The sequence below is a fragment of the Mycobacterium sp. Aquia_213 genome, from assembly GCF_026625985.1.
Lineage (GTDB): Bacteria > Actinomycetota > Actinomycetes > Mycobacteriales > Mycobacteriaceae > Mycobacterium.
This window is the reverse complement of sequence record NZ_CP113116.1, coordinates 2,907,317-2,922,139: the sequence shown is the minus strand read 5'-3', so window position 1 is coordinate 2,922,139 and position 14,823 is coordinate 2,907,317. Positions and strand designations below refer to the sequence as shown.

Genomic DNA, 14,823 nt, shown 5'->3' with positions numbered 1-14,823 from the left:
CGTCTGGGGTATTGATGGACCAACAGAGCACTCGCACCGACATCACCGTCAACGTCGACGGCTTCTGGATGCTCCAGGCGTTACTCGATATTCGGCACGTCGCTCCGGAGCTGCGGTGCCGGCCCTACGTATCGACCGACAGCAGTGACTGGCTCAACGATCATCCCGGCATGAAGGTGATGCGTGAGCAGGGCATTGTCGTCGGCGACGACGTCAATGAAGAAGTAGCGGCGCGGATGCGGGTGCTCTCCGCGCCCGACCTAGAGGTCATCGCACTGCTGTCGCGAGGCAAGCTCCTCTACGGCGTCGTGGATGACGAGACTCAGCCCCCGGGCTCGCGCGATATCCCCGACAACGAGTTCCGGGTGGTACTCGCCCGACGCGGCCAGCATTGGGTCTCGGCGGTTCGCGTTGGTGCCGATATCACCGTCGACGACGTCGCCGTCGCGGACAGCGCGTCGATCGCGGCCCTCGTGCTGGACGGCCTGGAGTCGATTCACCACGCAGAGCCCGCCGCGATCAACGCGGTCAACGTGCCGCTCGACGACATGCTGGAAGCCACCAAGTCGTGGCAAGAGTCCGGCTTCAACGTGTTCTCCGGTGGAGATCTGCGCCGAATGGGCATCAGCGCCGCCACCGTTGCCGCGCTTGGCCAGGCGCTTTCGGATCCGGCCGCCGAGGTTGCTGTGTATGCGCGCCAATACCGAGACGACGCCAAGGGCCCCAGCGCCTCGGTGTTATCACTAAAAGATGGGTCGGGTGGCCGTATCGCGCTTTACCAACAGGCGCGGACCGCAGGTTCGGGGGAGGCCTGGCTCGCCATCTGCCCAGCTACCCCGCAGCTGGTCCAAGTCGGCGTCAAGACCGTGCTGGACACGCTTCCCTACGGCGAGTGGAAGACCCACAGCAGGGTGTAACGAGAAGTATCAATTGTTAAGGCTTGTAACGCTTTTGAACTCGGGGTGCGGCCAGGCCACGAAGGCGTCATACTTCATTCATAATAAGCAGCAAATATGAAAGACAGTGTCACCGGATTCACGAATCGCGAGGCAGGGTAAATGAAATTGGAAAACGTCGAACTACTACTTTCCGGAGCCCCGGTGAGTAGATCGACAGAGCCCTCCGCGCGACTGGCGACCCGGAGCCACACATTCACCACGACAGGGGGTGCAGCCCGATGACTGCGGTAGCTGATGCGCCACAGACTGATATTGAGGGAATCTCACAGCCACGGGCAGTCGTCGTTGGCATCATGGCCGGCGCGGGTGTCCAGATCGGTGTCCTATTGGACGCCAACGCCCCGGTTTCGGTCATGACCGACCCGCTGCTGAAGGTCGTCAACAGTCGCCTGCGCGAGCTCGGCGAGACCCCGCTGGAAGCGACCGGTCGCGGCAAGTGGGCATTGTGCCTGGTCGACGGGTCGCCCTTGCGGGCCACTCAGTCGCTGACGGAGCAAGACGTGCTCGACGGCGACCGCTTGTGGATCCGGTTCGTCGCCGACACCGAAAAGCGTTCGCAGGTCATCGAGCACATTTCCACCGCGGTCTCGCAGAACCTGAGCAAGCGGTTCGCCGCGATCGACCCGGTCGTTGCCGTGCAGGTCGGCGCCGCGATGGTAGCCGGCGGCGTCTTCCTCGCCTCGGCGTTGCTGGGCTGGTGGCGTTGGCACCACAACTCGTGGCTGACCACCATCTACGCCGCGGTCATCGCCGCGATCGTGCTGGGCGTTTCGATGATGCTGCTGATGCGCGCTCAATCGCAGGCCGACCGGCGTGTCGCCGACATCATGCTGGTAAGCAGCCTCGGACCGCTGGCGGTTGCCGCCGCCGGGGCGCCACCCGGTGGTGTCGGATCGCCGCACGCAGTGCTGGGCTTCGGTGTCCTCACCATTGCCGCGATACTGGCGCTCCGATTCACCGGACGACGGCTGGGGTTGTACACCGCGATCATTGCCGTCAGTTCGCTGACAACGATTGCGGCCCTGGCGCGGATGGTCGCGATGACCAGCGCAGTGACAATGCTGACGACCACCGTGCTGGTCTGCGTAATCGGCTACCAGTGCGCACCGGCCATGTCGCGGCGGCTGTCCGGCATCCGGTTGCCGGTGTTCCCGTCGGCCACCAGCCGCTGGGTCTTCGAGGCCCGGCCCGATCTGCCCACCACCGTGACCCGCACCGGCGGCGGCCCGCCGGTCCTCGAGGGACCCGCGTCGGTACGCGATGTGCTGTTGCAAGCCGAACGTGCCCGGTCGTTCCTGTCGGGCCTGCTGCTCGGATTCGGCGTCCTGATGGTGGTCTCGCTGGTGGGTCTGTCGGATCCGCACACCGGGCAACGGTGGCTGCCGTTGCTACTCGCCGGCTTCAGCGCTGGTTTCCTGATGCTGCGCGGCCGCTCCTACGTGGATCGCCTGCAGGCGATCACCCTGGCCGGAACGTCCGTGGCGATCGTGGCGACGGTCGTGGTGCGCTACGCCCTGGAGCTGCAGTCGCCGCTGTCGGTGTCGATCTGCGTGGGGATCCTGGTGCTGCTGCCCGCGGCGGGCCTGGTGTCCGCGGCGACCGTGCCCAACAGCATCTACAGCCCGCTGTTCCGCAAGTTTGTGGAATGGATCGAATACATCTGCCTGATGCCGATCTTCCCGCTGGCGTTGTGGTTGATGAATGTTTATGCAGCAATCCGGTACCGGTAACGGCAAGGTGTGGCGTAGGCGCGCATCCTGTGCGGCGATCGCCGCACTCCTGCTCACATCGGGTTCACTAGCCGGGTTACCGCCCGCGTACGCGATATCGCCGCCGACGATCGACCCGGCGGCGGTGCCGCCGGACGGTCCGCCGGGGCCGCCGGCGCCGATGAAGCAGAACTCGTACTGCACCGAGGTCGGGGTGCTGCCCGGCACCGATTTCAAGCTGCAGCCGAAGTACATGGACATGCTGAATATGCAGGAGGCATGGCAGTTCGGTCGCGGCGCCGGGGTCAAGGTCGCCGTCATCGACACGGGTGTAACTCCGCACCCCCGGTTTCCGCATCTGATTCCCGGCGGGGACTACATCATGGGTGGCGACGGGCTGTCCGACTGCGACGCCCACGGCACCATCGTGGCGTCGATGATCGGTGCGGCGCCGGCGAATGGCGCGCCACCGCCACCGGTGGCGGGACCGCGCAAGCCGGTGACCATTCCCACCACGGAAGCGCCGCCGAAAGCTCCGCCGCCGCAGACCGTGACGCTGTCGCCGTTGCCCCAGACCGTGACGATGGTGCCCGCTTCGCCGCCTTCCGAGGCTCCGCCACCGTGGGCACCCCAGCCACCGCCGCCGGCGGAGCCTGCGCCTGCCTCACCGTCACAGGGTGCACCTGCGCCGGTCGCGCCGGCCTCACCGTCACAGGCACCGCAGGGAGCACCGCCGGGACCGCCGGTGGTGCCGGGTGCCGCTAACCACGGCGGCGGCACGGTGACGATTCCGAGCTACTCCGGTGGCGGGCAGACGATTCAGGTCGGCAATCCGCACCCGCTGGCACCGACACCGACGCCCGCACCTCCGCCGCCTCCTCCGCCACCGCCGGCACCGTCCGCGGGCCCCGATGCCTACAGCGGCATCGCCCCCGATGTCGACATCATCTCGATCCGTCAGTCCAGCGGGGCCTTCGGCCTCAAGGACGCCTACACCGGCGATGAGGACCCGCAGACCTCGGCAAAGATCTCCGGCGTCGAGACGATGGCACGCGCGATCGTGCACGCCGCCAACATGGGGGCCTCGGTGATCAACATCTCCGATGTGACCTGCATGAGCGCGCGCAACATCATCGACCAGCGCGCCCTGGGAGCGGCAGTCCGCTACGCGGCGGTCGAGCGCAACGCCGTCATCGTGGCCGCCGCCGGCGACACCAGCAAAAAGGACTGCAAGCAGAACCCGATCTTCGACCCGCTGAAGCCCAAAGACCCGCGCGACTGGAACGCCGTCACCACCGTGGTGACGCCGTCTTGGTTCAGCGATTTCGTCTTGACCGTAGGTGCGGTGGATTCGGAAGGTCACGCGCAGACGCAGGGCAGTCAGGGGCAGGGCCCATCGAGCGTCGCCGGTCCGTGGGTCGGGATCGCGGCACCCGGAAGCGACGTCATCGGGCTCTCACCCCGGGACGACGGTCTGATCAACGCGATTGACGGGCCCGACAACTCGCTGCTGGTCCCCAGCGGCACCAGCTTTTCGGCCGCGATCGTGTCCGGGGTGGCGGCGCTCGTCCGTGCCAAGTACCCCCAGCTGTCCGCATACCAAGTGATCAACCGGCTGGAGCGCTCCGCGCGGGCACCTTCCCGCGGGGTGGATAACCAGCTCGGTTACGGCGTCGTCGACCCGGTAGCAGCGCTGACCTGGGACATTCCCGACGGCCCGATCAAGCCGCCACAGCAACTGTCGATACCGTTGAACGTGCCCAAACCGCCCCCGCACCGCGACATGCTGCCGGTGTGGGTGGCGGCCGGGGGGTTGACCGGTGCACTACTGATCGGCGGTGCAGTATTTGGGATCGCGACGTTGATGAAACGCCGCAGGCAGCAACAATAAGGGCGGAGCAGTAAAAGCAATGAAGGCTCAGCGCAGGTTTGGGTTGTCTTTGTCGTGGGCGCGAGTCACGGTCGTGTTCTTGGTCGTCGTCGGGATCCTGTTGATCGCCAGTCACTGCCCCGACTCGTGGCAGGGCCAGTACCACATCGCCTGGTGGGTGGGGGTCGGCATCTCGGCGATCATCGTGTTGCTGTCGCTGGTCACCCATCACGGCCTCACCGTGACTTCCGGCTTGGCCGGCTGGCTCTGGGACTGGTCCGCCGACCCGGGCACCACGCTGGCTGCGGGGTGCACGCCCGCGCTCGACTACCAGCGCCGATTCGGACGCGACAAGGTCGGCGTGCGGGAGTACGACGGACGCCTGGTCACCGTGATCGCACTCGACGGCGAAGACGACGCGGCAGTGCGCCACCGCCAGAAGAGCGCACCGCCGGCCAGCCTGCTGGTGCGATCGGTCGCCACCGGACTACGTCAGTTCGACGTCAACCTCGACGGCATCGACATCGTTTCGGTGCAAATGCGCCGCGGCGGCAACGCCGCGGAGCTGTCCAAGCTCGACAAGTTGGGGCCCGAAGAGTGGGGGCTGGTCAGTGATCAGCCCGCGTCGTACGTGCGCCGCACCTGGCTGGTGCTGCGGATGAACCCGCAGTCCAACGTCGCAGCGGTCGCGGCCCGTGATTCGCTGGCTTCGACGCTGGTCGCGGCCACCGAGCGGCTGGTCCAGGATCTCGACGCACCGGGCTGCTCGCCGCGGCCGTTGACCTCCGAGGAGATCACCGAGGTCGACAGCGCCGTGCTCGCGGACCTGGAACCGACCTGGAGCCGCCCCGGCTGGCGCTACCTCAAGCACTTCAACGGGTTCGCGACCAGCTTCTGGTTGACGCCGTCGGACATCACCACCGAGACGCTGGAGGAGCTATGGCTGCCCGACGCCGAGGCAACCGTGGTGACCATCCAGCTCACCGCCGACGACGGTCAGCCCGAGGTGTCGGGCTGGGTGCGCTATCACAGCGATAGCCGGCTGCCCAGGGGCGTGTCGTCCGGGCTCAACCGGCTCACCGGCCGCCAGCTGGCCGCGGTGCGCGCCAGCCTGCCCGCGCCGACGACCCGCCCGCTGCTGGTCGTGCCCACCCGGGGGCTGCTTTCGGACGACGATCTAGTGCTTCAGGTAGGCCAGGTGCGGGAGGGCGCTGAGCGCTTGCTTGCAGGTCAATGAGCCGCCCGCAATCAGCGGCGGAGGACGCCCGTAACGCGATGGTTGCCGGCCTCTTGGCGTCGGGAATCTCCGTCAACGGGCTACAGCCCAGCCATAACCCGCAGGTGGCGCTGCGGATGTTCACCACGGCCACCACGCGCGACCCGGCGATGTGCGACGCCTGGCTGGCACGGCTGCTGGCGGGTGACCAGAGCATCGAGGTGGTTTCCGGAGCCTGGGCGGCGGTCAGCACGTTCGGTTGGGAAACCCGTCGGCTCGGTGTCACGGAAATACAGTTCCATCCCGACGTCTCCGACGGGTTGTTTCTGCGACTGGCGGTCCTCAGCGTGGAGTCACTCGCGTGCGCGTACGCCGCGGTGCTCGCCGAGGCGAAGCGTTACGAGGAAGCCGTCAAGCTGCTCGATGGCATCGAACCCCGCCAACCCATCGACGAAGAGCTGATCGCCTACGTGCGAGGCATTCTGTACTTCCGCGCCGGGCGATGGCCGGACGTGCTCGTGCAATTCCCCGAGGGAAAGATCTGGCGCAACCCCGAGTTGAAGGCCGCCGGCGCGGCGATGGCGACCACGGCGCTGGCGTCGCTCGGCGTGTTCGAGGAGGCGGTTCGGCGCAGCCAGGACGCCACCGAGGCGGATCGGGTACCGGGCGCGGCCAACGTCGCCCTGTACACCCAAGGCATGTGCCTACGGCACCTCGGACGCGAGGAAGAAGCCGTCGAGGTGCTGCGCCGGGTGTACTCGCGGGACCCCAAGTTCGGTCCGGCCCGCGAAGCTCTGGACAACCCCAACTACCAGTTGCTGCTCACCGATCCGGAGACCATCGAGGCCCGCACCGACCCGTGGGACCCGGACAGCGCCCCGACCCGCGAAGAGAACGAGGCGGCTCGGCAAGCCGAGACGGCGGCCAAGTACTTGGAAGAGGGCGACGAGGAACTCAACGCCATGCTGGGCATGGAGCGAGCGAAGCAAGAGATCAAACTCATCAAGTCCACGACCAGGGTGAATCTTGCCCGCGCAAAAATGGGCCTTCCGGTGCCCGTGACCTCGCGCCACACTTTGTTGCTGGGCCCACCCGGGACCGGAAAGACCTCGGTGGCGCGCGCGTTCAGCAAGCAGCTGTGCGGATTGACCGTGCTACGCAAGCCGGTGGTGGTGGAAACCAGCCGCACCAAGCTGTTGGGCCGCTATATGGCCGACGCGGAGAAGAACACCGAGGAGATGCTCGAGGAGGCGTTGGGCGGAGCGGTCTTCTTCGACGAGATGCACACATTGCACGAAAAGGGCTACCAACAGGGCGACCCGTACGGCAACGCGATCATCAACACCCTGCTGCTGTACATGGAGAACCACCGCGACGATCTGGTGGTCTTCGGCGCCGGCTACGCCAAGGCGATGGACAAGATGCTCGAGGTGAATCAGGGTCTGCGACGGCGCTTTTCGACCCTCATCGAGTTCTTCAGCTACACGCCGGACGAGCTGGTGGCCCTGACCCGCTTGATGGGCCAGGAGAACGAAGACGTCATCACCGAGGAAGCGGCCCAGGACCTGCTGCCGTCGTACACCAGGTTCTACCTCGACGAGAGCTACTCCGAGGACGGGGACCTGATTCGCGGTATCGACACGCTCGGTAATGCCGGCTTCGTGCGCAATGTGGTGGAGAAGGCCCGCGACCACCGGAGCTTCCGTCTCGACGACGAGGACCTCGACGCGGTACTGGCCGCCGACACCACCGAATTCACCGAGCTTCAGCTGCTCCGGTTCAGGGAGCTCAGCGGGGAAGACCTGCTCGAGGGCCTCAGCGCGGCAGTCGCCGAGAAGAAGTCGAGCTAAGCCGTCTCCTAACACGGCCACGGGGCTCCCGTATGGAATCGGTGTAGCGGCGCAGTGAATTGTTGCGAACGCCTCGCAGCAAGCTTGACTGACTGTGTCTCGAATGCCACGATTGCGGTGCAAGCACCTCGTTAGGTGAGGCTTCCATTACGGATACAGGCCACTGACCTCCAACGTCGAAAGACGCCCAGGGTCAGGACAGCTCTTCCCGGCTTAAGGGTTGAGCCCAAGTGGCTTCTGGCGTTTCGCCGGATACGCAGTGTGGTGCCGAAGCTCTGATGAGAGGGGTGCCGGATCCGGCGAATGCGCCGGGTGTCCTCGCCTCTTCGTGCAGAATAAAAGGCATCTCGGTGTGCCCAGGCGATGAGGAGGTGAGAACGAAATTAATCCAGGTGATAATCCCTATTCTCGATCGATGACTTTTCGTTCGAGCCGACCACGCTCTTGCCTATCGGTTTGCACCGGGTCGCCTACCCACGTTGCGGAATCGGTGTATGTCCTGGCTAGGGTCGCGCCTCCGGCTCACCCGTATTCCTGAGGAGAACTCCGATGACCATTGTCGACGTACAGACCACTGTCGGTTCGTGTGCGGCTACTGAGGCAGCCAACGTAGCGGCCACCTGCTGAGCGCCGAGGGGGAACCATGTTCGATTTTGCGGCGTTACCGCCGGAAGTCAATTCGACAAAGATGTATTCCGGCCCCGGCTCGGGGCCGTTGCTCGCGGCTGCCGCCGCATGGAACGCGCTTGCTGCCGAAATGCGTTCCGCGGCAACCGATTACGAGTCGGTGATCAGAGAGCTGACCAGCGCAGGTTGGTTCGGCCCGTCGTCGGCGTCGATGCTGGCCGCGGCCGCACCCTTTCTGACTTGGCTGAACACCACGGCCGCACAGGCCGAGCAGACCGGCATGCAAGCCAGCGCGGCCGCGTCGGCGTTTGAGGCGGCGTTCGGGGCGACGGTGCCCCCGCCGGTCGTCGCGGCCAACCGCACTCTGCTGGCGAATCTGGTGGCCACCAACATCTTCGGGCAGAACACCCCGGCGATCGCGGCCACCGAAGCGCAGTACATGGAGATGTGGGCGCAGGACGCCGGGGCGATGAACGGCTACGCCGTCGCGTCGAACTCCGCGGCACGGATCACGCCGTTCACCTCGCCGCAGACGAACACCACCCCCGACGCGGCGGAGGGACAAAACGAAGCTGTCAGCCAGGCGGCAAATACGGCTGCCGGGAATGCGCAGTCGCTGTTGTCGGCTAGCAATGTTTCAGCCAATGACGTCAATGCTCTTGCCGCGCCGCAAGCGTCGGGAGGCTTGTACTGGTACCTAACGCAATTTCTGGACGGGAACAACAACACGGCCCTGGGCCAGTTCCTGCAAAGCAACTTCTTCGCCAACTCGATCCTGAACGGTTCGCTTGCCGGCGGTCCGTTCAACCCGCAATCCATCATTGGAACGGTGCAGAACTTCAATTTCCTGCATGCGACGGCCACGACGCTGGGCGGTCTAGACGACTTCGCCGTCGGCGCCGAAGGCGTCACTTCCGCCGCCAACCTGTCATCCAGCACAACCGGCCTGGGTGGCGCATCTGCCGCAATAGGCAACGCGCATCTGGTGGGTTCGATGTCGGTGCCGCAGAGCTGGGCTACCGCGGCCAACATCACGCCCGGTCAAGGGCCGGCGCCGGTAACCGGTCTCAGTGACATCGGGACATCCGGCACGCCCGCGGCAGGCGGACCGGGAGGCGTCGCGGGGCCACTGGGTGGCACCGGCCGCCGGCTGCGCCGCGCCATCCCCAGGTACGGGTTTCGCCCCGTCGTCATGCCCCGTCCACCGGCCGCCGGATAAGAGACTTCAGGAGAAGATGTCATGCTGAACTTTGGGGCATTACCGCCCGAGGTCAACTCGGCCAAAATGTATGCCGGCGCCGGATCGGGATCGATGCTGGCGGCCTCGGCGGCATGGAACGCGCTGGCTGCTGAAATGCGTGCTGCGGCAACCAATTACGACGCGGTGATCAAGTCGCTCGTCAGTGAGGGCTGGCTGGGCCCGGCTTCGGCGAAGATGGTGGCGTCGATCGAACCGTATATCGCGTGGATGGAAACCGCCGCCGCCCAGGCCGAGCAGGCCGGCGCGCAAGCCAACGCGGCCGCCGCCGCGTATGAGGCCGCGTTTGCCGCGACGGTGCCGCCGCCCCTGGTCGCGGCCAACCGCGTTCAGCTGGCGAACCTGGTCGCCAGCAACATCATCGGCCAGAACACCGGAGCGATCGCGGCCACCGAGGCCCAATACGGCGAGATGTGGGCCCAGGACGCCTCCGCGATGACCAGTTACACAACCGCGTCGCGCGCGGCGAGCCAAATGACGGCGTTCAGCGATCCGCAGGCCGACACGACCGCCGACGGAACGGCCTTGCAGGCCGACGCGGTCAACAACGCCCTGGCCGCCCCGCTTGCCGCCGGTGCGGGGGACAGCATATTCACGCCCGGCTCGGGTGACGACACCACCGGACTTTCCGGGCTGCTCAATCTGCTGAGCAATCAACCTAATAGTGAGAATCTGCTGGGCGCCTTCCTGAACAACAACAGCGTCTCCGGCCTGTCCAACGCCTTCACCACCAACGGCATTCTGAACCCGACGACGATGATCGATCCGGCTGCCGCAGCCGCAGAGAACGCGGCTGTAAGTGGCCTGACCACGTCCGGCCTGGAGGATCTGTCCGCGGGTCTAGGCAGTGCCGCCGCTGTGTCGTCAGTGACGAGCCTGCCGGGCGCGGCAGCAACTGCGGCAGTGGGACAGGCGAGCCTGGTGGGGGGCTTGTCCGTCCCGCCGGCGTGGGCTGCGAGCGGAGCGACGGTGAGCACCGTGGCGGCAACGACTCAGGTAGGGGCGGGCGCGTACCACAGCTTTGGCGCGGCGACCCCGATGGTGATGGAAGAAGCCGGGGCAGTGGGCATGCCCGGGGTGCCGCTGGCCGGCCTTCCGGGTGCGCACGAGGACGAGTTCGCCGAGCCGATATACGGGTTCCGCCCCCGCATTATCGGACGCCCGCCTGCCGCCGGTTGACGACATATGAAGGCCCTCCCGTTTCTGGCAAGCGTCGTCACCCTGATCGGCCTGGCCGCACCGGCACACGCCGACCCGGCTGACGACACCTTCCTCGCCGCGCTCAACAACGCAGGCATCACTTATCACGACCCGGAGCATGCGATCAAAGCGGGCCAAAAGGTCTGCGACTTGGCTAACTCCGGCACCCCTGAGCTGGACATCATCCGAGACATCCGAGATCTCAACCCGGCTTTCACGATGACCAGCGCCGCCAAGTTCGCCAAGGCGGCCGCCATGGCTTACTGCCCCGAGCACCTGTCTACCGACAGCGGCGGCTCCGACCCCCGCGGCGCCGGCATTTACCCCAGCAGCTGAGCACGAGCGCTGGCTCTTCCCGCTGTCGCCGATAGCTGTCGGACACCGACGCCCGCGTGGGTGTACCCGGTCGGCTGCCACCCTCGCTAACGGCAATGACACTTACTCGTGGCCCGTCAGCCCACAGCTAACCCGCAGAAATCGATAAGCCTCGTAGCAGTTCTACATGTTTACGTTAGGTGAAATTTAGGGGAGCACGCTATGAACCATTGACCTTCAATTCGGCGCTATCGACGCGCGTGGCGCGCTGATCCGAGCGCAGGCCGCTGCTCCTGAGGCGCAGACCCGGTCCAGCACCGGCGATGCTCTTGCCGCAGGGGACTTTTGGGGCGGTGTCACGGCTACGGCGCGCCAGATGTTCATTGGCCCGCCACGTCGGAATTGCCGGCGATATAAGAGTGCGCCAATTCCTGCGGGCCCAAGGCTGAATGGCTTACCCGTAATGAGGTAAGTGCCGATAGTGCTGTCGGTTGCCGGCGAGGATAAAACCGACACGTCATCTGAAATCCTAAGCAAATTTAAAGTGCGACGCTTCATCGCGCTATTTTTGCGTTCCTGAAATCAAATTCCTTAGCGCACCTCGATGGGAGGTTAGAGAAATCGCGTTCGCGTCGATAAATATCCTCAACTAATGACTCTTAACGCGATCCGGGTTAGTGCCGATCGCCGTGTATTAAGCAATTTCGAATAGCGCGGACCCCTCCATGGTCCGTCGCTAGATGGTGGTGTCAGTGTGTATATGCTGCTAGTTTAGTCCTAGCTATTGTTAGCTGAATCACGTCGAAGTTCTCACACGAGCACTTAACCCAATGAGATTTCTTTTTTACACCGCGATCACCCGGCGGGAACGCATCGCCAATAAATTCTGCTCATAATGATCGCAATATTGATGCCACGAGTTCGCTTTGAGACCGGACGGGGATCCTGAGAAATTCTCAGTCGGGACAGCACGGTCCCATCGTCGTTAAACACGTGTATACAACGCGGATTCGATGGATTTCATTAGAGCTGCGGCGGGTTTGCGGCGAGGGTTGCGAAACGACGCCTACCATGGCGGCCAAATGAGGGAGCGGAGGTAAGAAATGTTGGACTTCGGGGCGTTACCACCGGAGATCAACTCCGGTCGAATGTATGTCGGTGCGGGATCGGGGCCGATGCTGGCCGCCGCGGCGGCATGGGACGAGTTAGCCGCCGAGCTCTATTCGACCGCGGCTCTGTACGGCTCGACGATTCAGAGCCTGTCCGTGGGGCCCTGGACCGGTCCCTCCTCGATCGCGATGGCCGCCGCGGCTACACCGTATGTGCAGTGGATGAGCGCGACGGGGGCTCAGGCCGAGCAGGCGGCCACCCAGGCCAAGCTGGCGGCGGGTGCCTACGAGGCGGCCTTCGTGGCGACGGTGCCGCCGCCCGTCATCGCGGCCAACCGCTCGCTGCTCGCGACATTGATCGCCACCAACATCCTGGGCCAAAACACCCCGGCGATCGCGGCCACCGAAGCCCAGTACATGGAGATGTGGGCGCAGGACGCCGCCGCGATGTACGGGTACGCCGGCTCGTCGGCGACGGCGTCGCAGCTGCAGCCGTTCAGCGAGCCGCCGCAGACCACGAACGACTCGGGTTCGGGGTTGCAGGCGGCCGCGGTGGGCCAGTCGAGCACCGCGTCGGGCACCAACACCGCCCTCAACCTCACCCAGGCCGTGTCGACGAACGCCGCGGCGGCGGCCGCCCCGTCGACGGGGCTGACCGTGCCGCCGGCCGTGACCAACTGGAACACCATCTGGAGCGCCATCACCGGCGTGTTCTCCCCCCAGTCATGGACGACCATCCCCGGTGGTCCGTTCCTGTCGTTCGGACAGACCTACGCCTGGGCCCAGAACGGGCAGGCTGCCCAGGCCTATCTGGCCGGGCCGAAATACATCTCGGGCCAGTTGGAGCCGTTGACGAGGAGCGCCGCCGTGCGGGGGATGCTCAGCTCCGCGGTCGGCGGCAGCCCGGTCACCGGGTCGATGGGCAAGTCGGCCTTGGTCGGAAGCATGTCGGTGCCGCAGGGCTGGACCGAGGCCGCGCCGAACATCAGGATGCTTGCGCAGGCGCTGCCCAGCAACCTGGCGGCCGGTGTCCCGGCCGCCTCACTGATCGGTGAGGAAGGCGTTTTCAGCCAGATGGCGTTATCCAGCCTGGCCGGCCGCGCCGTTGCCGCCACCGCAACCCACACGGTGAGCGGCAATGCCGCCACGGCGGCCGCCCTGGGCGGCCTCGTCGCCGAAGCCGACCCCGCCGCCGCCACCATCATCGTCATACCGGCTCTGGAGGACTGATCGCGATGAACACGACGCACAGCAGCCCAGCACCGTCCAGCCAACCGTTCGCCGCCAGGTAAGGGGTAACGACATGTTCTACGGAGCCTTTCCACCGGAGTTCAACTCGGGCCGCATGTACACCGGTCCGGGAGCGGAGTCGTTGGTGACGGCGGCGACGGCCTGGGCGAACCTGGCCGCCGAATTGCAGTCGATCGCGACCTCCTACTCGTCGGTGCTCTCGAATCTGACCACCGGGCCCTGGGTGGGCCCGTCATCGCTTGCCATGGCGGCCGCGGCCGCTCCGTACGTGGCCTGGATGCAACAGACCGCCGCGCAGGCCGCCCAAACCGCGGCCCAAGCGACCCAGGCGGCCGGCGCGTATGAAACGGCATTCGCCGCGCACGTGCCGCCGCCGCTGATCGCGGCCAACCGTGAACTACTCGCGCAGCTGATGGCGACCAACCTCCTCGGGCAGAACACCGGGGCGATCGCGGCCACCGAGGCGCAATACGGCGAGATGTGGGCCCAAGACGGCGAGGCGATGGACACCTACTTCGCCTCTTCGGCTACGGCCTCCAACAGCCTGGAGGAGTTCAGTCCGGCACCCCAGACCACCAACGAGGAGGCGCCTGCGATGCAGGCGGCCGCGGTCACCGCGTCGTCCAACACCGCGGCCGGCAACGCGGCGACTACGTTGGCCGCCGCGGCCACCACGACGCCCAGCGGCTACAGCGGTCCACTGGCGTGGCTCGCACAGCTGGCCACGGATTACCAGAACTTCTGGACGAACCTGCTGAATACCGTTCCGGGCGGGGCAAATTTCTACACGCAGTTCTACAACGCCCTGAAGATCCCGCTGGGACTCACCACGCAGTACAACGACATAGGTCTGCTGATCAACTTCCCGGTGTCGCAGTGGCTCAAGTTCGCCCCACCCGCGGCGTATGGCGCACTCCCGAAGGACGCGCTGGGAGCCGGCCTGGGCGCACTGGGCTTCAGCCGGGGCACCTTGTTCGATGCGATCACCCCGACGGCCGGCTTTTCCCGCGGCACCCTGGTCGGATCATTGACAGTCCCACCCAGCTGGGCCTCGGCCACCCCGGCCATCAGGACGGTGGCGGCCGCGTTGACGGCCGCCGGTCCGGAGGCCATTCCCGCGGCCGCGCTCGGCGAGGGCAGTCTGTTCAGTTCGATGGGAATGGCCGGGATGCTGGGCAGCGCACTCGGCGCGGGAGGTCCCACCGTGGTGGGCAACAGTATCCGCAATCGGATGACCCCGATCAAAGATCTGAAGGACAAGAACTCGCCGGAAAACCTCAAACGGCTGGTCGCACAGATATCGGAGAAACCCGAAACGGTGCAGCACCACAACGTCGATCAAGCAGGTCTCGATGCGCTGCTTGAGCAGTTGGCCAAGAAGCCCGGAATCCACGCGGTGCACCTGAAAAAGGGGAAGTCCAAGGTCATCCCGTCCGAAGAAGCGCAATTAGGATAGGGG

Annotated in this window: 10 protein-coding genes and 1 riboswitch; all 10 genes read left to right on the top strand. The window is 65.7% G+C overall.

The window, feature by feature from the left end:
* The first annotated feature begins 14 nt into the window (after window positions 1-14).
* The 10 genes from LMQ14_RS13745 (at window position 15) to LMQ14_RS13700 (ending at window position 14,820) form a co-directional block, all read left to right on the top strand.
* On the top strand, window positions 15-917 hold the full coding sequence (locus LMQ14_RS13745; RefSeq protein ID WP_267735241.1) for an ESX secretion-associated protein EspG: 903 nt from the start codon (window positions 15-17) through the stop codon (window positions 915-917).
* Window positions 918-1,177: 260 nt separating this feature from the next.
* The gene (eccD, locus tag LMQ14_RS13740) at window positions 1,178-2,689 is read left to right on the top strand and encodes a type VII secretion integral membrane protein EccD (protein WP_267735240.1); all 1,512 of its coding nucleotides are present in this window, start codon (window positions 1,178-1,180) and stop codon (window positions 2,687-2,689) included.
* On the top strand, window positions 2,667-4,559 hold the full coding sequence (locus LMQ14_RS13735) for a S8 family serine peptidase (protein WP_267735239.1): 1,893 nt from the start codon (window positions 2,667-2,669) through the stop codon (window positions 4,557-4,559). The genes eccD and LMQ14_RS13735 overlap by 23 nt, the downstream gene beginning before the upstream one ends.
* Window positions 4,560-4,578: 19 nt before the next feature.
* Window positions 4,579-5,775 carry a type VII secretion protein EccE gene (gene eccE / locus LMQ14_RS13730; protein ID WP_267735238.1) on the top strand — a complete coding sequence of 399 codons (1,197 nt, stop codon included), beginning with the start codon at window positions 4,579-4,581 and terminating at the stop codon, window positions 5,773-5,775.
* The gene (eccA, locus tag LMQ14_RS13725; RefSeq protein ID WP_267735237.1) at window positions 5,772-7,604 is read left to right on the top strand and encodes a type VII secretion AAA-ATPase EccA; all 1,833 of its coding nucleotides are present in this window, start codon (window positions 5,772-5,774) and stop codon (window positions 7,602-7,604) included. Before eccE ends, eccA begins: the two co-directional genes overlap by 4 nt.
* A 120-nt stretch (window positions 7,605-7,724) precedes the next feature.
* Window positions 7,725-7,898: riboswitch (M-box (ykoK) riboswitch) on the top strand.
* A 349-nt stretch (window positions 7,899-8,247) separates the two neighbouring features.
* Window positions 8,248-9,450 (top strand): PPE family protein, encoded by a 1,203-nt coding sequence (locus tag LMQ14_RS13720; protein ID WP_267735236.1) that lies wholly within the window; start codon window positions 8,248-8,250, stop codon window positions 9,448-9,450.
* A gap of 21 nt (window positions 9,451-9,471) precedes the next feature.
* Complete coding sequence (locus tag LMQ14_RS13715; protein ID WP_324291122.1) at window positions 9,472-10,668, top strand: PPE family protein; 1,197 nt, start codon at window positions 9,472-9,474, stop codon at window positions 10,666-10,668.
* Between the two features lie 6 nt (window positions 10,669-10,674).
* Window positions 10,675-11,025 (top strand): DUF732 domain-containing protein, encoded by a 351-nt coding sequence (locus LMQ14_RS13710; RefSeq protein WP_267735235.1) that lies wholly within the window; start codon window positions 10,675-10,677, stop codon window positions 11,023-11,025.
* A 1,082-nt stretch (window positions 11,026-12,107) separates the two neighbouring features.
* Window positions 12,108-13,343, top strand: coding sequence for a PPE family protein (locus LMQ14_RS13705; protein WP_324291121.1), 1,236 nt, complete (start codon window positions 12,108-12,110; stop codon window positions 13,341-13,343).
* Between the two features lie 73 nt (window positions 13,344-13,416).
* Entirely contained in the window at window positions 13,417-14,820 is a 1,404-nt protein-coding gene (locus LMQ14_RS13700; RefSeq protein ID WP_267735234.1) for a PPE family protein, read from the top strand.
* Window positions 14,821-14,823: the final 3 nt, after the last annotated feature.

Coding starts and splice junctions, on each gene's coding strand:
- LMQ14_RS13745 (WP_267735241.1), top strand. CDS start 15: ATGGACCAACAGAGCACTCGCACCGACATCACCGTCAACGTCGACGGC.
- eccD (WP_267735240.1), top strand. CDS start 1,178: ATGACTGCGGTAGCTGATGCGCCACAGACTGATATTGAGGGAATCTCA.
- LMQ14_RS13735 (WP_267735239.1), top strand. CDS start 2,667: ATGCAGCAATCCGGTACCGGTAACGGCAAGGTGTGGCGTAGGCGCGCA.
- eccE (WP_267735238.1), top strand. CDS start 4,579: ATGAAGGCTCAGCGCAGGTTTGGGTTGTCTTTGTCGTGGGCGCGAGTC.
- eccA (WP_267735237.1), top strand. CDS start 5,772: ATGAGCCGCCCGCAATCAGCGGCGGAGGACGCCCGTAACGCGATGGTT.
- LMQ14_RS13720 (WP_267735236.1), top strand. CDS start 8,248: ATGTTCGATTTTGCGGCGTTACCGCCGGAAGTCAATTCGACAAAGATG.
- LMQ14_RS13715 (WP_324291122.1), top strand. CDS start 9,472: ATGCTGAACTTTGGGGCATTACCGCCCGAGGTCAACTCGGCCAAAATG.
- LMQ14_RS13710 (WP_267735235.1), top strand. CDS start 10,675: ATGAAGGCCCTCCCGTTTCTGGCAAGCGTCGTCACCCTGATCGGCCTG.
- LMQ14_RS13705 (WP_324291121.1), top strand. CDS start 12,108: ATGTTGGACTTCGGGGCGTTACCACCGGAGATCAACTCCGGTCGAATG.
- LMQ14_RS13700 (WP_267735234.1), top strand. CDS start 13,417: ATGTTCTACGGAGCCTTTCCACCGGAGTTCAACTCGGGCCGCATGTAC.